A 19,122-nucleotide genomic window follows, 5' to 3' on the forward strand; every position below is an offset into this window, starting at 1 on the left:
TGATAATTGATACATTAACATTGGATAGAGGATTTCCCATACAATCAAGCAAAGTGGCCTCATATTTTGAGTTTAGAGTGAATTTGGTATCCAAACACAATATAATGGTGGAAAGAACACTGATTGTTTTTGTTGCATTTGACATGAGACATATTGATTCATTATTTGATATAATGTCTATTGTATAATTTCCAGGATTCAAATTCAAGCTAACGCAAGCTATTCCTCTTTCATTAGTTGTAGCTGTCATGTTCATGCCATTAACAGAAAAGATGATGCTTTTGTTTTGAATTGTCTGGTTTAACTTATCCACCAGCTTGATTGAATAGCTAATTGTACCATTATAATAATATACAACATTTTCTGCCTTAATGAAAGTCTTTAAGTAGTCTATAGTGAATGAAGTAGATGCATTTTCATAGTAATATTCACAGGAATTGCAGAATGCCAAAACGCTGTAGTTTCCACGATACAAATCAGTTAAATTCAAACTTCCAAATCCGTTAATTACTGGAACAGAAATAGCTGAATCATTGTTTAATTTAATATATATTGTATCGTTAATATTTTTTGATAGATTAACATTGATTACTGCATCCACAATGTTTTTAACTATATCTAATTCCATATCAATTTTTTCAATTGTGGCATTTGAGCTGACATAACCATTATTTGAATAATAGGCTCTAATCGGAATATATCCTGAAGTAGGAACTGAATAATTCAAAGTTGCAATTCCATTTACAATTGGAACAGAAACAAAATCACCATCAACCTCAAATGTTATGTTGCCGAAACGAACAACATTTCCATATTGATTCAATACCTTAGCTGTAATGACTGAAGGATTATTATAGAAAGTGCAATTGATGCTGATACTGGTGCCTACCGGATTCAGTATTGTAAATGCCTTGATGCATGCAACTTGTGAATTATATTTGTGAGTGGAGTAATTCCAAGTCAAATTGTATAAATCCACCCAATTTTCTCCATCATAGCTTAAAAATGAAATGTTTTCACTATACATTTTATGATTCAGGGATACCGCCTCTGAAATCGGGAAAGCCGCCTCGCCGTCAACTGTGATTTTAAATACTACTTCAAAGACGTCACCGATTCTCAGAGAGATCATGTTATTCAAATCGATTGTGGAATATCCGGAATGTGCAACGCCGCTTTGTGTATGCCTTAAGACGTTATTAACATAAATGGATAAATCCCAATTGGTATTTTTTTCAAAGTATGTGGATACTGCAGCAAGATATTCATTGCCTGTTGAAATGAATTTGTTCTTATACCAGACAGTGCTTGAAGAGTTTAGGAAGTAATCAGTCTTTCCAGGAATATCATACTGATAGTTTTTGTCAAATTTTATTGTATCATTGAGTATGAATGTGAATGTCTTTTCAGGATTATTTAAAGGAGCGAATTTCGTATCATAGTAAGAAACGTAATAGTATCCCTTATCTCCGCTGGAAGTTCCCCAGCTGTTTTTGATAATCCATGCTCCGTCACCTTGAGGAGTGGTCCTGAAGTTTGTTCTTGAATAATTGTCATCCCATCCGACAATGGCTACCGCATGATTTGCTCCTGTATCTCCATTGTAATAATAGTTTTTTCCTTTTGCATAAGAGCCTGACCAATAAATGGATGTTGATACTGCACCATAATCCATGATTGCCCTTTTGATTTCATCATTGTCAGTGTAGCTGCTTCTCTGTAAACATATTATATTTTGAACGTGAACGATACTATCCATGACTCCGGACAGTAATGATTGGCCACTGTAAACATCATCAACGTCATAAACAGGACCTAGCCAGCCGGTCAAATAACCTACACCCATCTTATCGTATCCTCCGGTGTTGGTTTCCATTTTCCAGCCGTAGTCAGAGTATAATGCCATCAAGTTCTTCACGTTTTCTTCAGAAAGATCATATTCCTGACCTGTTGCCTTTAAAATACAGGATTCAAGAGCTGCAATTGCGGCAAATGCCCAGCAGTTTCCTCCGCTTCCCTGATTTTTGACTGGAGTGACATGATTCAATAGCCTTAAGTCATAGCTTGAAGGCAGAGTTCCATTGGATGGACGGTCATATGTTATCAGAGTATAATTTCCGTTTCCAATGTTTAAATCAGGCATAGAGGTCTGATAATAATCATTGTCAAACAACGCCTGATTGCCCATGAATGTTATGTTCACCAATGTGATATTGTCCATAATCACATAGGCTGCAGCAGTGCCTGAAGCCATATTATCAGTAAATGAAATATTACATAATGTAGCGTTGTCAAGATTAGTTAAAAACAGTGCTGCCCCGTTTTTAGCGGAATTATTTAAAAATGAAGAATTCCCAATAATGACATTACCATACATGGAATAAATAGCTCCACCGTTATATTTGGCATTATTGAGTTTTGCTGTGAGATTGTTTATTGTTAAGTTTGATTTAAGAGCAGTTATTGCCGCTCCAAAAGTAGCGCTTGAGTTGACTATTTCAATATTACTTGCATTTAAGCTGGATTTCAACAGATAAATAGCTCCGCCAGCATCTTCACGAGCAGTAGATTTTATAAATCTGGAATTACTGATGATTAAAAAAGCATTTTTAGCGTAAATTGAACCTCCCTCATTTGCTGAGTTATTAGAAAAGGTACAATTGTCAATTGAAACAGTTGAATTGGCCATTATATTTAATGCACCGCCACTACCACTAAACGAATCCTTAAAGACCGCATTTGTAATGTTGACTTGAGTCCCTGTATTCACGCTTATGGTAAAATCAACTAAAGTGACATTTTGAAGAAGTAATCTTTCAGATACTCTAAGACCCGGACCATCACCACCTCGGATGATTGTATTTTCAGCACTCTGGCCTATAATGCTTACATTGGATACTCCTTTGAAGGGATCCCATTCATATTCCCCATTGGAAAGATGTATTATGGAATTATCATTAACGCGTGTGGATGTTAATTCCTTATAGGGATTATCATAAGACCCATTTCCTGCATCGTTTTCAGCATTTGCATCAAAATAATACTCATCAGCCAGATTGTCACCAGCAGAGCTGTTTACAGCGATTGCATCATCCTCTTGGATTGCATCACTGGCCAAGATTGCAGTATCATTATCGCCCGCAAAGGTTGCAGGAATTACAATCAGCAAACATAATATAGAAAACAATGCAATGAACTTTACATTCTTCAAAATTTTTGCCTCCAAATACTGAAATTAATCATTTAATTAATATAATATTAGTATTTATTAAAGTTCTAATATAAATAATTGGCTAAAAAAAGAAAAAAATAGAATTTAATTAATGAAATTTATTTTTTGCTCATTAATCAAATTATAGTTAATCAAATCGCTTGAATCCAAATCCTCATTATTCAAATCTACAGCTGTTATTTGGGAGTTATTATATGTCCTGTAATACAAAATCCCCTTATTTGTGTTATAGCAGGAAGTGTAGATTGTATATTCAAAGAGATTAGGGTCTGAAATGAATGTGCAGCCGTTTTGCTGTTCTACTGATGCAAGAATATGGAAAAATTGGCTTACACTGTTTTCTTCATCGCTTCCGGAATATGAATTGGCTCTGGTGAATGCCACTTTTGCAAATCTTGAAGCTGAAGACAAATCACCTGGAAGACCTATACCTCCCATACCCCTTGAATACTCATCCAAATCAAAATCGCCACCGAAAGTGTTTTGAGGATTTTTATTGGACAGGCTTCTGTAATTGTTCAGGTAAAACAATTGCTTGTCGAATGGAGGATTATTGGTCAAGACCCCGACAGGATTTTCATGTATCTTAAGGCCGTCTTCCAAAGGCTCGACAACAATGGCCTCGCCTGAATTGTCGGAAATCATCCAATGAAGGGGAGACAACGGCAATTCATCTGCAAAATTGATATTTACCAAATTTATTTCACTCAACAAATCACGAGCTTCACTTACTGATGCAGCTTTTCCCAAAAGATAAGGAATTAACTCAAAAGGAGTTATGTTAACCATATCCTCCTCATATTCCCTATATACGGCATTGCCTGCAAAATTCAATCCGGCTATCGCCAGACCTTTTTCATTGCATGCGTCATAGTACAAAGGATATGAATCTATTCCCGCAGCAACACCGATGATTGCATAGTGGGATTCGATTGGATCGATTTTTCTGAATTCGAATTTATAGTTTCTAGGAGTGACTGTAACTCGTTCATTATATGAAATCTCATAATCAAAATTACGGCCAAAATAATGGCAATCTGTATATAATTACTTGCAGTACACATGTTATCACCTTTCCAGATTTAAGATAGTATGCAATCTTAAAAAAATAGCGATGCTATACTATCTCCTTTAAGATAGTATTTGTAAATTTAAGGAATTAAATATTTGCTAAAAAAAAAAGAAAATAAAAAAGATTTAGATGTAACTAATATCTTTTTTTCTGAAGTGTGCTTGTGGGTGATCACACATTGGGCAAACTTCAGGAGCTTCAGCGCCGTAGTGGATGTATCCACAGTTATTACATTTCCATGCGATTTCTTCATCTTTTTTGAAGACTTTTCCAGCTTTGATGTTTTCAGCTAAAGCATTGTATCTTTCTTCATGCTCTTTTTCGATGGATGCAGTAGCTTCAAACAAATCAGCTATTTCATCGAAACCTTCTTCGCGTGCGGTTTCAGCGAATCCTTTGTAAATTTCAGTCCATTCTTCGTGTTCGCCTGCTGCTGCATCTGCCAAGTTGGTTAAGGTGTCAGGTACTTTGCCTCCGTGTAAGATCTTGAACCATACTTTTGCATGTTCCTTTTCATTGTCGGATGATTCTTGGAAAATGTCTTTGATTTGGACATATCCGTCTTTTTTAGCTTGAGAAGCGTACCATTCATATTTTACACGTGCTTGGGATTCACCAGCAAGTGCTGCTTTTAAGTTTTCTTCAGTTTTGGTTCCTTTTAAATCTACCATTTAAATCAACTCCGTAAAAAAAAATATTTATTGACAAGGTATATAAAATTTTAGTATTTTAAAAATAAAAAAAGTAAAAAGAGTAAAATTATTTATAATTTTGAGCTCTTTCTTCGAAGTGTGCTTTAGGGAATCCACATACAGGACACATTTCAGGTGCTTGTGGTCCTTTAAAGATGAATCCACAGTTTTCACATTTCCATTCAATTTCTTCTTCTTTTTTGAATACAGATTCTGCTTCCACATTTGCAAGTAAGGTTCTGTATCTTCCTTCATGTTCTTTTTCGATTTCGCCTACTTTTTCAAATAAGAATGCGATTTTTGCAAATCCTTCTTCACGAGCGGTTTCTGCGAATTCTTTGTACATGGAAGTCCATTCTTCGTTTTCACCGTCTGCTGCTGCATTTAGATTTTCGATAGTGTCTGGAATTTCTTCATCGTGTAAAATTTTGTACCAAATTTTAGCGTGTTCTCTTTCGTTTTTGGAAGTTTCCATGAAAATATCGTGGATTTGAACATATCCTTCTTCTTTTGCTTTAGCTGCAAAATATTGGTATTTAGTGTGTGCTTGGGACTCACCAGCAAAAGCTGCTTGTAAGTTTGCTTCAGTTTTTGTACCTTTTAAATCTGTCATTTTAACATCTCCAATAATAGTATATTGACGATTATCATTTAAAAATTTTTTTAAATTATTTTTCATGTAAAATAAATATGTTAAAAAAAAAGAAAAAGAGAATAGCTTAAAAACTTAAGCTATATCGGAATATAACAATCCAGTAGCTCTTTGAGTAAAGAACGCTAAGTATGGAGTTACTATAACTGAAAGGATGGACAGTTGTGGAACTTGTCCGTATAAGTAACTTAAGATACCGTTGATTACTGCAACTACAACCATCGCTAAAATGATTACAGCAACAACTTTGCCTATGCCTATTCTGGAAAGGTCCTTGAATGCTTCAGGTATGTTGATACCTTCGCGTAAGTCGCCGGTGTTTGCTAATCTTGATTGACCCATGGTTGCAAGGAATGCAAAGATAATGAATACGATAACGGCAACAATAGCTGTAATGGCTAAAGAAGATGTAAATGCAGCCATAGTGCTTTCAGAAACAGCTGAAACAGCAAGTCCTGTAGAGTTAGCAACAGCAGTTGCGTTTGCAGGAGCTACAGCAGCTTCCTGAGCGAATTGAGCTATGTTTCCTGGAACATTGGTGATTAAACCGATGATCAATACGATGATTGCAGGAATGATGAAGTAAACAATGTTTACAATCAATAGCTTGATACCGTTTACAAGATCTTTTGCCCATTCAAATGAAGGAGCTTCAGGGGTTTGGTCGATACCGGATTTCAATATGCTTAATTGATAACCGGAAATTATTAATCCGACAGCTATAGCAGCAATGAACAAGATTGCTCCAAGAATTAATCCAATAGCTGAATCATTGACGCCCCATAATGCTGAAAAGAGTCCTCCAGCCACAAGAATTCCGAGAACAAAAGTAATTACAATATAAATTGCAAGCTTTTCTAAGTTTTGGGATGGGAAGACAAACGCTTCCTTAATAATATCTAAGATTTCCATAATAATTCACCTTTAAATTTAAAAAAAACTCTATTAATCGAGTCTTTACTTATTTATAAAAGTAATACTATTTAAAATTAATTGAAAAAAAGCAATAAAAAATAAAAAAAGTAGGTTTATTTAGGAATCGCTGTACAATAAACCTAAAGCCCTATTATTTAGGAAAATCAGATATGCTCCACCTACAAATGAGGAAATTACTAAACCTACATATGGAATCAATCCGATTATTATCAATACTGCAAGAATAACCAGCATCAGGATAAACAGGACAATTACAAAACCGATGATTTTGAATATTCCAATTCTTTTGACATCCCCAAATACTTCCTTAAGAGCTATTGCGTCGGAAAATTCGCCGGTATTTGCAAAACGTGCTATGGCAACATAATTCATGATAGAAAATATTATGTATAATATGATTCCAACGATTATTACGGTCACTCCCAAGCCTAAAAAGACCTGCTCGTCAACCAAAAGTCCCATTGCGGACAGTCCAAACAAAATAGCGACAATGACCAGCGGGATTATGAAGTAAATGAAATTGATTATTATTACCTTTACACCATTCAGGATGCTGTCTGTAAAATCGATTCCCGGAACGTCGGCGGATTTGTCGATTCCCGCCTTTATGACGCTGACGCCATATCCGCTAACAACCAATGCTGCGATGAATGACACCACACCGGCAATAGCCATTATGGCTCCATTTATTTCATAATTTGTTAGAATGCCTGACATGCCTGCAATAAGTGCCAAAATACCTATGATTACAAATTTAGAAACATCAGAAAATGGATATCTAATTGAATCAGAAAATATTTCTTTTAAACTCATGCTTTTTCACCCTCAATTACTTAATAATACTTTTAAAACTAGAGTTATTTAAATATAGTGAAACGATTAGAAAAAAAGAAAAAAGAATAGATGAAATCTATTCATCTACGCCAAAGGATTTTTTAAGCAAGTCTGCGTTAACGAATCCTTCTTTATAAATTTTACCGGTAGTCAAATCATTGATTACTACTTCAGCAGGAGCAAACATTCCTTTGTCGATTTGGTAGAAGTCAAATCCAGCTTCTTTGAATACATCGAAGAATGGTTTTCCATATCCGTCAGCAGCGGAAGATGGTAATTGAGCTGCTACATTAGCAATGTCATCTCCTTCTTCAGATTCGACATAGTAATAAGTTCTTCCACCGAACAATACTGCATCGTTGGTTTTACCCATAGCCTTGAGTCCGTCTGGGTCAACAGGTGCGATTGGTGCAATACCTGCAGCATGTTTTACTTTGGTTACATCAAACTTAATGAATTCTAACATTTTGTAAGTTCCGTTTTCAACTACTCTACCAGAGATTTGAATAGATCCAACGAGAGAAGAAGTAGGAGCTACAAGTAAGTATACATCTTTAGTATCAACGTTACATTCTTCAGCAATGTATGCTGCAACATCCTCACCAGGCAATACGTCAGCTTCTAAAGTCAAGATAGCTAAATCAGCATCCTTGTCTTCATATCCGATTTCTTCATAGGTTTCTGCAGGTTTTAAAGCGATTGCTCTTGCAGGTCCTGAACCTAATGCAAAGAAGTCGCCTACTGATACTGACCAGCCTGCTTTTTGGGAACCTAAGGTTGAAATGGAAGGTGAGTCAGTTTTGATTTTTACAGAAGGAAGAGCGAATTTTTCAGATAAGTCTCCAGGAATTGAGATTCCTACATCTGCAAGTCCACCAAGACAAACTTTAGTATAAAGTTCTCCTGCCTTGAAACTTCCATCTACATTTACACCACAGTCAATGACAGTAGCGCCATTGTCTAAAGTTGAAACAGCGATGTTCAATTCGTCTGCCTTTTCAATCATTACGTCTACGGTCTTTTTAGCTTCAACATTTACACTTACCATAGTTTTACCTCATATAAATATTAACTTAAATAATTAAGTTATTAATTAAAATTTTATTGTTATTGATATTTAAAATTGCCTAAAAAATTCTATTAAAATCTGTCAAAATGAACCTTAGACTCATCGTATCTAAGTTTTACATTTCCCTCACTTTCAGGCCATCCCACACAGATTACCGAAAATGGAATGCAGTAATCGGGAATATTCAAAAACTCCTTTAACCTTAATGTTCTGTCTTCGATTGGATGGAATCCTAGCCATACGGCACCAAGCCCCTCATGAGTTGCCTGAAGAAGGATGTTTTCATTGCAAGCCCCCAAATCCTGTTCAATCATTCCGTGAACCTTTGCCTGATTGAGATTTCCAAGAGTGATGATGAGATGGGATGCTCCGGCAGCAGGCTTTGCGAACCTGTGCATTTCAGAAATGGCCTTCTTGTCCTCCTCTTTACTTACAACGATAAATTCCCATGGCTGGGCATTGCATGATGAAGGCGCCTGCATTCCAGCCTTCAGCAGATTTTCAATCAGTTCGTCCGGAACCTTTTCATCCGTAAACTTGCGCACACTATGTCTTTTAAAAATTAAACTCATTTAACCACCAAATAGCTCTTCAATTTCTTGCCGGACATAAGGATAGTCATTGACATCTGTCAAGATATTGATCTGGTCCGAATACTTAATGTGGAAATCCTCAGTCGGAATGACGTACTTGCCGTTTCTGATAACTGATACTACAATTGCATTTTTCGGGAATGGAATGTCCTTGATTTTGAAGTTTATGTAATTGCAATCCAATGGAACGACATATTCACTTAATACATGCTTGGAAGGCTTTTTGACAAATTCCCTGTTTTTGGCCAAAAGCAGCCTGTCATATAAAGACTCATAAATCGGTTCGTTTCCAAGAAGTGTCGGAACCACATAGGCTATCAGGGAAACGATGATCATGGCTATCAGGGATTCAGTTGAGCCGCACATTTCAGCTATCAATACGACACCAGTAATCGGGGACCTTACTGTAGCTGCGAAAAATCCCGCCATGGAAATCACTACAAACTTGTAAATCAAAACCTGCTCGAAACCGAATGCCGGAACGACAACAGCCCCGAATACTGCTCCGATATATGCGCCCAATACAAGGATAGGTAAAAATATTCCTCCAGGTGCTCCTGATGAGAATGAAAACATTGAAAACAAGTATTTCAATACCAAAAGCAATACCAGAACGCCCAATGAAGGCACTGCAATGTCCAGCATGTCCATCATGAAGTGACCACCGTCACTGATTTCAGGAATTGTAAGTGCCACAACGCCGGAAACCAAAAACACCAGTACGAACTTAAGCCATGACGGAATTTTCAGATTGGAAACGAAATCGATTGACTTTATCATTCCCACATTATAGACATATCCTAAAAGACCTATTAAAATTCCTAAAACGATTAAAAGCCAGTAATAACCCAAAGGAATGTTAATTATAGGAAATGTCAATGCTGTGGATTGCCCGAATATTACTTTGGATATGAAATCTGATACGATGGCAGATACTAGAGCTATGAAAACAAGTGTCTTGTCGAATCCATGATTGATTTCCTCCAAAACGAATATCACACCAGCCAGTGGCGCATTGAATGCCGCAGTAATACCGACTGCAGAACCGACGAGAATCAGTCTCAGCTCATCAGTCTTGGATCCTTTGAATAGCTTGGCAACGCCCTTTCCAGCCATACCGCCAATCTGTACTGACGGGCCTTCAGGACCTAATGACAATCCGCCTAGAGCTGTCAGGACACCTGAAACGATTTTTGAAAAAAGAACTTTAGCCCAATTGGCTTCCATGTGCCCCTTTATCTCGGCATATACCTGAGGTATTCCGCTTCCTGCAGAATCCACTTCCCATTTGGTTAGCCAATCAACCATAAGCCCCATGATTGCAAGGGCAATGAAAAATAAAAATATGTATAATACGTTTCCATGTATTATACTCAAATACTCCCTTAAAACATGTTCTGAGCCATAAAGTAAAAAACGGTATAGGCAAACCATCAATCCTGCAAATATGCCCACCAGTACACCCTGTACTGTTAAGCGAAAAATATATTTTGGATTTTCAGCCACGGATTTCAATGTTCTTTCGAGAGTCTTCATTGTTTAATAGTTTATTGTAAATCATATAAATTATTTTCAAAATCCTTTACGAAATACCTGATATTTTTTCGGCCTTTCGTGAAAATTTCATGACCTTCCCTTTCAAGCATTTCCTTTTAATACTCGATTCCACCAGGATACTTTGGATTCAGCTCCCCGCCTGTTTTCAGGGTTCTTCAAAACGGAATATTATCTTCATCCCTTTCGTTGCTGGCCTGTGCAGAGAGACTGATGAATATTCCTGCAGTCATGGGGCATGTGAAATCAGTTCCATATTTTTCAGCCAGGTACTGCCTGATTTCCTTTGCGGTTATCAGTTTGCCTTCGGGAATCCTGGACATTATCTCATTGTACTCAATCGGCGGTGCAATAAGCATGTTCTTTCCGCCATATCTTTCAATGGACTTTTCATCTTCTATAACAACTATTTTCGGCATGTCTTTAGAGTCTTGTAATTTTTCGTTAAAAGTTTTGCGAGCCATAGTATCACCTTAAATGGGTAACTCTATATTAAATGATGAGACATAAAAATATTTTGTTTGAATATAATATTTTATGCTGTTAGGAATCCCATGCATGACATTATCTTCTCCAAGTGTTTCCGCACTTGGCGCAGCGAATGAAATTGGTCGGAGCCTCATCGGCTGATCTTGTCTGCACTGTCCACCAGTAACCCTTTGTACCTCCGCATTTATAACAGGTTATTCTGGTGGTTGGCAGGGCAACATGGTTCCTGTCTGTGACGATGACCTTGGCTTCGGGATTTGTTTCACCTTCCATGTGATACTGTTCCTCAATATCCTCGTCACTAAGGGACTTTTCATAGCCACATCTACATTTAATAACACCATCTTTTGGCATTAACATCTTACCGCAATCAGGACAGAATTCCATTTAATTAAACACCATTAAAAATTCGTAAGTATTAATTTAGTAAAACAAGTTTATAAAATAATCGGTTTAAAAAAAGTATTTAAAAAAAAAGTTTTTGTGTGAAAGGGTTAACCTTCCACCATTATCAGCTTGCCCGTTGCGGGATCCTTATAGACCTTACCCATTTCCGTATAGCCCTGGCCTGAACTGTTTGAAGTGTCCGGGGTCTCATTCAACTGCTGGCCCTGGTCTACTTCAGTAGTGGTCTTCTGTTCCATCTGTTCCTGAATAGTATGATCCGGGTCAATCATAGCCTGCATGTTCCAGCTGATGATAACGAACACTAGAAAACCGACTGCAATAACAAGCATTGCATCTACAAGGTTAGATGTTCCAGCCATTGGATCTTCTTCGACTCTTTTAGATCTGCGTCTGCCTTGTTTTCTTACCATATTATCCCTATTTATTCATATAATCCAAAACAGCATCAATCAAAGCATCCAAATCAGACAAGTAACGGTCATACCATCCGGACCTTATCTTTCCAATCACATAACATAAAGCACCTGAACCGATACCTACAATTGTTGTGTTGAACGCAACAGTCAAGGAACTGGCAAGAGTGTTGATGTCTCCGGCACCCAAAGCCGCAAGCCCCGGTCCCATCGGGATTAAAGTACCCATCAGTCCTAAAGTAGGTCCGATACGGGTAATAATATCTGTTTTCTGTAAAGATTTAAATGTTTTTTCTTCTTCAAATTCAAATAGCTTACGAGCCAATGCTTCACGGGAATCCTTTCCTAAAGATTTGGAATTAGCGATTTCTATCAGTGCCTTTTTTTGAGATTTTGGAATTTTGGCACTTTTTATCTTGTTTATTAAATCTTCTGTTGAAGTCGCAGCATTGATATCATAAATCAAATCCCTGATAACTCCAACGGGAACCTTTTTCCTTGAAGTATACTCGGCAATAAGCCCTCCCAATGAAATAATGGAAATTATTACAATAATCAGTAAAATGACAAGTACTGGAATTGTCAAACTCTGTGATATCACATCAAGAGAGCCGGTTAAAAATTCTCCACCTGGAATATTTAAAGCCATGATTTTCACCTAATTATTCTAAAATATTGCTCCCTCTTTTTAAAACTATTCCGCCCACAATCAATATTGCAAATGCAAGAATTATCATGAGCAGGTCTTGAGGAGAACCGAGGGTAATCGGAGATTGAGTTTTTGACAAAACACCAGCTATATTCGGAATCACGATAGCTGAAAGCAGGAAATAAGCACCTAACAACAGCATGAAATTGCCCAATACGATAGGATACGGCTTATTGATAAACTTAATGATTGTATTGGATGCGAAATAAGTTACAATCATGACACCTACAAGCGCTGCAGCCGCATACCAGCTCAAGTCAAGTGAACTGACTCCTATTGTTGGAGCCACAATCAATACGCTTGCAATAATTGAACCGAAACAGCAAGGGCAAGGAGCGATAATAGCCAGTGAAGTTGCAGTTGAAGTATTCTTGTCATGTATTTTCCATTCTCTTATGGTAAAAAGTCCTGCAATAATCATGATTGAAGCCATCACTATATAAAATATGGTATTGTATCCATAAATCGCCTGAATAAGCTGATCAGCAAAAAAGGAAGCGATGTAAGAAATGCCTATTATTCCGGCACCGTAAGCGATGCAGATTATTGCAAATAATTTTTTAGACAGGTTTGCCAAACCGGAAGCCAATCCGATTTTAATACCGAAAACAAGAACTGATGCAAAAATACCAACTTGCCACAATACACTCATCATATCCATATTAAAATTCTCCTTAATCAAACTGAATTTAATAATTTACAATTAAATATTAAATTAACATAATATTTAAACTTTTTATTGACGATATGTAAAAAGAATTACATCAATATTCTATTTAATTTTATCACATAAATATTTGGGTAAGTTTTAAGGTATGTGAAATATAAAGTAATTATATTAAAAAATAATGAGGCTAAAAATGTTTTGGAACGAAGAAATAGAAACTATGCCAAGGCAAGACCTTGAAGAATTGCAGTTGAAGAAACTTCAGGCAACAGTAAAAAGGGCATTCGACAAGATACCTTACTATCACAAAAGATATAGTGAAGCGGAAGTTTTTCCGGAAGATATTGAAACTCTTAAGGATATTGAAAAGCTACCATTCATTACAAAGGATGACTTAAGGGAAAGCTATCCGTTTGGACTTTTCGCAGTAGACATCAAGGAAATCAAAGAATTACATTCATCATCCGGAACTACCGGAAAACCTGTAGTATCAGGATATACAGAAAAGGATTTGGATACATGGGCTGAAACCATTGCACGTGGACTTACCATGATGGGAATCGGTGAAGACGACATCCTTCAAAACACCCATGGATACGGAATGTTCACAGGCGGTTTTGGAGTCCACTACGGATGTCACAAAGTCGGTGCTGCAATCATCCCAATCTCAACTGGACAGACCAGAAGACAGATTGAAATCATGAGCGATTTCGGCGCTACAGGATTGATTTTTACCCCATCCTACGGAATCCATTTAGGGGAAGTTGCACTTGAAGATGGAATTGACCCAAAAGACTTTGGAATCAAAGCAATCGGATTCGGAGCCGAAGGATGGACCGAAGAAATCAGACAAAGAGTAGAAGAGATTTTCGGAACAAAAGCATACAACATCTACGGATTGACCGAACTCATGGGTCCCGGCGTCGGTGTTGAATGTGAAGCACAAAACGGCCTGCACATTGCAGAAGACATCTACTATCCTGAAATAATCGATCCGAAAACCGGTAAAGTACTGGGAGGAGAAACCCCTGGTGAACTGGTTTTAACCAATCTTGAAAGGGAAGGAATGCCTGTCATAAGATTCAGAACAAAAGATTTGACCAAACTCACCTATGAGAAATGCAGCTGTGGAAGAACACATGCAAGAATGAGCAGAATCACAGGCAGATCCGATGATATGATTAAAGTAAAAGGAGTAGCTATTTTCCCATCACAAATCGAAAAGGCATTGCTTAAGATCGGTGATGTAGAGCCTCATTACATGATAATAGTTACAAGACCTGGAACACTCGACGAAATTGAAGTCAAAGTGGAAGCTTCACAGGACATATTCTTTGATGGCGTAAAGGAAATGATGGCCATTCAAGAAAAAATCGGCAAATCAATTGAAAATGAAACCGGAATTCGCGTCAAAGTAACACTTGTTGAACCAAAAACCTTGCCAAGATTCGAAGGAAAGGCAAAAAGGGTGATTGATGAGAGAAACTTACATTAGGTGAAACAATGAAAATCAAACAGTTATCAATATTTTTACAAAACAGAATGGGCAGCTTATCCAAACCGTTGGAAGTTTTGTCTGATGCAGACGTCAATATCAGGGCCATGTGTATGGCAGACACTTCTGAATTCGGTATCTTAAGACTGGTTGTTGACAATCCTGAAAAAGGAAAAGAAGCTTTGGAAGAAAACAATTTCCTAGTTAAGCTTACTGAAATCATCGGCGTTGAAATGAACGACACCCCAGGTGGCCTTACATCTGTCCTGAAAGTCATTAAAGACAACGAAATCGACTTGGAATATCTTTATGCATTCAGCCATGACAAAGCGGAAAAAGCTATCCTGTTACTTCATGCAGATGATATCGACAAGTTAATTTCCGTATTGACCGATAACGATATCACAATCGTTCCATCAAAAGAAGTTTATACATTATAACTTCTTTATTCTTTTTTTATACAACATTTTTTTACATATTGCTAATTTTATTAAAAATGTAAACTCATTTTAAAAAAATTTAAATATATTTCAAAATATACTATTCGTATAAATATCATTACATATGGTATTTAAAAAAAAGGTGATATAAATGGGAAAACTAGATGGAAAAGTAGCAATTATAACCGGAGCTACCTCCGGTATGGGTAGAGAATCAGCAAAATTGTTTGCAGCTGAAGGCGCTAAAGTAGTTATTACCGGAAGAAACGAAGAAAGGGCTAAAGCAGTTGTAGATGATATTAAAGCTGCTGGTGGAGAAGCCATCTATGCAATCGTAGATATGGCAAACTTGGATGAAGTTCACAAAGTATTCGATGCTGCTATGGATGAATATGGAACAGTCGACATCCTATTCAACAATGCAGGAGTACTTTCCATGTCCCCATTAATGGATGTAACTCTCGAAGAATGGACAAAAGTGTTCAATGTCAATGTCACCTCAGCATTGCTTTTAACACAACTTGTTGCACCTGTTATGAAAGAAAAAGGAAAAGGAACCATTGTTAACACCTGCTCCGTTGCATCCTTCGGAGCTCACCACGGATTCGCTGCATATGTAGACAGTAAACACGCTATGATGGGATTAACCAGATCCATGGCATGGGAATTAGGTCCTGAAATCAGATGTAACGGTATCGCACCGGGCCTTATCCACACCGCTATGGTAGACAGTATCGGTGGTCCTGCAGCATTGCAAAACATGATTGACCAATGCCCAGTTAAAAGATGCGGTGAAGGACAAGACATTGCTGAATTGGCATTATTCCTTGCAAGTGATGAATGTACCTTCCTAGACGGTCAAATCATTAAATGTGACGGTGGATTTGAAATATAATCTTCTTAAAAAACGAATTTATGAAATTGGGAAGTTAGATTCATCTAACTTTCCTTTTAAAAAAAAAACTAATTCTTTTTACTGCCAAGTAACCTATCGCCTTGACCGTTATATCCTACTGTTTTGCCTGTTCTTTTTGCAATTTTTTTAGCTTCTACAGCAAGCTTATCAACTTTAATGTTTAATCTGTCATGAGAATGGCCCTTAACTTTTTTAAACACAATATTGCAGCCTTCATCATTAATTTCAGCCATTAAATTCCAAATGGTTTTGATAATGTCCAAATTTTGAATTGGTTTGTTTTTTCCACGTCTCCAACCATTTTTTTGCCAATTTTTAGCCCATTTAGTAAATATGTCAATGCAATATGAAGAATCAGAACAGATTACCAGCTCATCGCCTGCAGCAGAAATTATTGAAAAATCCTTCATTGACGCATAAATAGCATATAATTCCATTTCATTATTAGTTGTTAATGGACATCCTCCCGCTTGATGAGATGCCTCTTTTGAATTTTTTAGTTGAATGAATGCCCATCCACCTGCTTCACGAAGATATTTCCCCTTTTGATTTATCATCGTTGCGGCACCATCGGTATAATAAGTATAAGTGTCCATTAAAATTCCTCAAATTTAAAAAAAAAGAGTAAGGAAAATGTTATTTTTCAATAACAAATCCATGATTTTGTGCTTTGGTGACAAACACTGTGCCGTTTTCACCAATTATCTCTTTGGTCTTTTCTACAATGAATTCATTTGATTCGTCAAATACTGTATAGAGAACAGGTCCGAATGAAGAAATACCAACACCGTATGCACCTGCATCTTCAATTGCTTTCATTGTAGGCAAGTAGCTCGCATCAAGTGAATGCTCCAACTTGTTGAAACCAACTTTCTGAAGTTCACTTACAGCCCAGCCGAAGTTTTTGATATCCTTTTCAAGCATGAACGGAACAAGATTCATTAAAATCAAGTGAGATACCTGTTCTACCTCTTCTTTTGGAATAGGGCAGTATGTTTGGAAAACATCCACTTCATCATCACCTTCCACATGCTTTTCGATTTCAGGAATAGCAATCAGGATTTTCCATTCTTCAGGAAAATCGTATCTTGCAATCAATGTTGCAGGTTTTGCTTTTGATGCACCTGAAGGTAAAAATAAAGGTTTTTCTTCTTTGCTGTGTCCACCATCCAAGATGAATCCTCCTAAATCGTGAGTGTATGTACCGATTCCAGAGGTCCCTCCTCTTCCTACAATACTACTTAATTCACGACTTTCGACTTCAATGCCCATTGTTTCTGTAATCAAATGAGCTGTTGAAACAGCAATCTGTGTTCCACTTCCAAATCCGGAATGTGGAGGATAAGTTTGATGTACGATAAATTTGAAACCCGCGTCGATATTGAAATGTTCAATTGTTTTTTGAGCGGCATCAGGAATCTTTTCCTGACATTCCAAAATAGCTTCTTCATCTGTTACGGTTTCAGCAAATTCAAGCTCAACTCCGCTTTCAATTTGCTCAACTTCCAATACAAATTGTGGGTCGGCTAATGCTAGACCAATTCCACCATCGACTCTTCTATATGACCCGTTTAAGTCAATAAGGGACATATGTATTCTTGAAGGTGCTTTAATAATCATTTTTTCACATCCATAAAATATTTTCTTTTATAAATATATTAATAAAGCATTATATAGTTTTTCATAAAATCAAAAAAAAGAATTGAGTAAAGATAAACTAAAATTTTAAATCTTCAACTGAACTAATCAGTTTTGAAGCCAAGTCACAGGTTATGTCGAAGGGTTCAAATGAATAGCACTCATAAACCAATGTTGGAATTCCCGCTTTGGCAGTAGGTTCTGTTATGTATGGCGGACTTGACCTGAATTCAGGAGCATAATATACTATCTCTTCAATTTTTTCAATAATTTCGTTCATATATACTGTGGATTCGTCATCAAAGCCCGGTGCAAAAACAAAATTTGTTATCCTATAATCTCCAGGGCCATTGGAACCTCTGTTGGAGTGAATGTCTAAAAAGAGGTCGTATCCTTTATTGATGATGTCATCTCTGATAAACTCCTGCGCTAACAATTGGCCTTCATCCCTTCCTTCGGACTCGCTGTTCTTGTCCAAAACATTGATGTTATATAGCCAATAGCAATATTTCAAATCATTTTTATGGGTTAATTCCTCAAACAAAGCCCTATGAGATTTGCTTTCAAGAGGATGCATACCAATTACATAGGCAATTTTGACTTCGGAGTCCAAATTTCCAAAAGGACCATGCAGATGTACAGTACCTAAATCATTCATGCCTACCAATTCAGCATCATATTCATTTGAGTTGACTTGAGCCAAATCCGTCGGACCTTCAGGATAATCCATTTAAACACCTTAAAAAAAAGTAAGTTTAGACTAGATTGAATCTAGTCTTCAGATGGTGCACGTGCACCTAATTCTTTGTTCAATTCATAAATCAATCTGTTATCGCCATCAGCTAATTTTGCTTTAGCGACCAGTTCCATTGCGTTTTCCTCTTCTTCAACTTGTTCTTCAACAAACCATTGTAAGAAGTTGTTGGTTGCATGGTCTTTTTCTTCAATAGCTAAATTAACAAGATCATCAATAAGGCCTGAAACTTTCTTTTCATGTTCTAGAACATGTTCAAATGCTGCAAGTGGGCCGTCCCATTCGGTTTGTGGTCCTTCGATTGCAGTCAAAGTTACGGAAGCCCCTCTTCTAATGATATAATCGTAGAATTTCATTCCATGTTCCAGTTCTTCAGCAGCTTGTATTCTCATCCAGTTAGCGAATCCTGCTAAATCTTCGTCTTCAAAGTAAGCTGCCATGGATAAATATAAATATCCAGAGTAAACTTCAGCGTTTAATTGTGCATTTAAAGCTTTTTCCATATTTTCTGATACCATTTAATATCACCTATATTAAATTAGTATTTATTTTCATATAA

At 36.9% G+C, this 19,122-nt stretch carries 20 protein-coding genes and 1 pseudogene; 3 read left to right on the forward strand and 18 right to left on the reverse strand.

Annotated elements, in window-relative coordinates; translation table 11 throughout:
• The 14 genes and pseudogenes from Q0W25_RS02535 to Q0W25_RS02600 all read right to left on the reverse strand — a co-directional run.
• Positions 1 to 3,211 (reverse strand): C1 family peptidase (locus Q0W25_RS02535; protein ID WP_298518538.1); only part of this gene is annotated, 3,211 nt, incomplete at its 3' end.
• 105 nt (positions 3,212 to 3,316) lie between these two features.
• Positions 3,317 to 4,296, reverse strand: a pseudogene (gene bsh, locus Q0W25_RS02540) (choloylglycine hydrolase).
• 133 nt (positions 4,297 to 4,429) lie between these two features.
• A complete protein-coding gene (rbr, locus tag Q0W25_RS02545; protein ID WP_298518541.1) occupies positions 4,430 to 4,975 on the reverse strand; it encodes a rubrerythrin in 546 nt (181 codons plus the stop codon).
• Positions 4,976 to 5,063: 88 nt separating this feature from the next.
• A complete protein-coding gene (gene rbr, locus Q0W25_RS02550) occupies positions 5,064 to 5,609 on the reverse strand; it encodes a rubrerythrin (protein WP_298518542.1) in 546 nt (181 codons plus the stop codon).
• Between the two features lie 114 nt (positions 5,610 to 5,723).
• Positions 5,724 to 6,560, reverse strand: coding sequence for a DUF4013 domain-containing protein (locus Q0W25_RS02555; RefSeq protein WP_298518545.1), 837 nt, complete (start codon positions 6,558 to 6,560; stop codon positions 5,724 to 5,726).
• Between the two features lie 120 nt (positions 6,561 to 6,680).
• Positions 6,681 to 7,397, reverse strand: coding sequence for a DUF4013 domain-containing protein (locus Q0W25_RS02560; protein ID WP_298518548.1), 717 nt, complete (start codon positions 7,395 to 7,397; stop codon positions 6,681 to 6,683).
• Positions 7,398 to 7,494: 97 nt separating this feature from the next.
• The gene (gene mch, locus Q0W25_RS02565; RefSeq protein ID WP_298518550.1) at positions 7,495 to 8,466 is read right to left on the reverse strand and encodes a methenyltetrahydromethanopterin cyclohydrolase; all 972 of its coding nucleotides are present in this window, start codon (positions 8,464 to 8,466) and stop codon (positions 7,495 to 7,497) included.
• A 92-nt stretch (positions 8,467 to 8,558) separates the two neighbouring features.
• Positions 8,559 to 9,059: a nitroreductase family protein gene (locus Q0W25_RS02570; protein WP_298518553.1), complete on the reverse strand. Its 501-nt coding sequence runs from the start codon at positions 9,057 to 9,059 to the stop codon at positions 8,559 to 8,561.
• A complete protein-coding gene (locus tag Q0W25_RS02575) occupies positions 9,060 to 10,616 on the reverse strand; it encodes a ClC family H(+)/Cl(-) exchange transporter (protein ID WP_298518556.1) in 1,557 nt (518 codons plus the stop codon). It abuts the gene before it with no gap.
• Positions 10,617 to 10,792: 176 nt separating this feature from the next.
• Positions 10,793 to 11,098, reverse strand: a complete 306-nt coding sequence (locus tag Q0W25_RS02580) for a hypothetical protein (RefSeq protein WP_298518559.1) — start codon at positions 11,096 to 11,098, stop codon at positions 10,793 to 10,795.
• 100 nt (positions 11,099 to 11,198) lie between these two features.
• Positions 11,199 to 11,510, reverse strand: coding sequence for a transcription factor S (locus Q0W25_RS02585; RefSeq protein ID WP_297825739.1), 312 nt, complete (start codon positions 11,508 to 11,510; stop codon positions 11,199 to 11,201).
• Positions 11,511 to 11,617: 107 nt separating this feature from the next.
• Positions 11,618 to 11,941, reverse strand: a complete 324-nt coding sequence (locus Q0W25_RS02590; protein WP_297825736.1) for a DUF2149 domain-containing protein — start codon at positions 11,939 to 11,941, stop codon at positions 11,618 to 11,620.
• A gap of 7 nt (positions 11,942 to 11,948) precedes the next feature.
• Positions 11,949 to 12,593, reverse strand: a complete 645-nt coding sequence (locus Q0W25_RS02595) for a MotA/TolQ/ExbB proton channel family protein (protein WP_298518563.1) — start codon at positions 12,591 to 12,593, stop codon at positions 11,949 to 11,951.
• A 13-nt stretch (positions 12,594 to 12,606) separates the two neighbouring features.
• Positions 12,607 to 13,314 carry a DUF2162 domain-containing protein gene (locus Q0W25_RS02600; RefSeq protein WP_298518566.1) on the reverse strand — a complete coding sequence of 236 codons (708 nt, stop codon included), beginning with the start codon at positions 13,312 to 13,314 and terminating at the stop codon, positions 12,607 to 12,609.
• Between the two features lie 199 nt (positions 13,315 to 13,513).
• On the opposite strand from Q0W25_RS02600, the gene Q0W25_RS02605 reads away from it, so the two are divergent.
• From Q0W25_RS02605 to Q0W25_RS02615, 3 genes are all read left to right on the forward strand, one after another.
• The gene (locus tag Q0W25_RS02605) at positions 13,514 to 14,815 is read left to right on the forward strand and encodes a phenylacetate--CoA ligase family protein (RefSeq protein WP_298518569.1); all 1,302 of its coding nucleotides are present in this window, start codon (positions 13,514 to 13,516) and stop codon (positions 14,813 to 14,815) included.
• A gap of 8 nt (positions 14,816 to 14,823) precedes the next feature.
• Entirely contained in the window at positions 14,824 to 15,255 is a 432-nt protein-coding gene (locus tag Q0W25_RS02610) for an acetolactate synthase (RefSeq protein WP_297825725.1), read from the forward strand.
• 151 nt (positions 15,256 to 15,406) lie between these two features.
• Complete coding sequence (locus Q0W25_RS02615) at positions 15,407 to 16,150, forward strand: SDR family NAD(P)-dependent oxidoreductase (protein WP_297825722.1); 744 nt, start codon at positions 15,407 to 15,409, stop codon at positions 16,148 to 16,150.
• Positions 16,151 to 16,218: 68 nt separating this feature from the next.
• Here the strand turns inward: Q0W25_RS02615 and Q0W25_RS02620 are convergent, their stop codons facing one another.
• The 4 genes from Q0W25_RS02620 to Q0W25_RS02635 all read right to left on the reverse strand — a co-directional run bounded on the left by Q0W25_RS02620 (position 16,219) and on the right by Q0W25_RS02635 (position 19,081).
• Positions 16,219 to 16,767 carry a ribonuclease H gene (locus Q0W25_RS02620; protein ID WP_298518573.1) on the reverse strand — a complete coding sequence of 183 codons (549 nt, stop codon included), beginning with the start codon at positions 16,765 to 16,767 and terminating at the stop codon, positions 16,219 to 16,221.
• Between the two features lie 40 nt (positions 16,768 to 16,807).
• On the reverse strand, positions 16,808 to 17,791 hold the full coding sequence (locus Q0W25_RS02625) for a beta-ribofuranosylaminobenzene 5'-phosphate synthase (protein ID WP_297825716.1): 984 nt from the start codon (positions 17,789 to 17,791) through the stop codon (positions 16,808 to 16,810).
• A gap of 97 nt (positions 17,792 to 17,888) precedes the next feature.
• Positions 17,889 to 18,539, reverse strand: coding sequence for an adhesin (locus Q0W25_RS02630; protein ID WP_297825713.1), 651 nt, complete (start codon positions 18,537 to 18,539; stop codon positions 17,889 to 17,891).
• A gap of 41 nt (positions 18,540 to 18,580) precedes the next feature.
• Complete coding sequence (locus Q0W25_RS02635) at positions 18,581 to 19,081, reverse strand: ferritin (protein ID WP_297825711.1); 501 nt, start codon at positions 19,079 to 19,081, stop codon at positions 18,581 to 18,583.
• Positions 19,082 to 19,122 lie beyond the last annotated feature (41 nt).

It is taken from the genome of uncultured Methanobrevibacter sp., assembly GCF_947166415.1.
GTDB lineage: Archaea > Methanobacteriota > Methanobacteria > Methanobacteriales > Methanobacteriaceae > Methanocatella.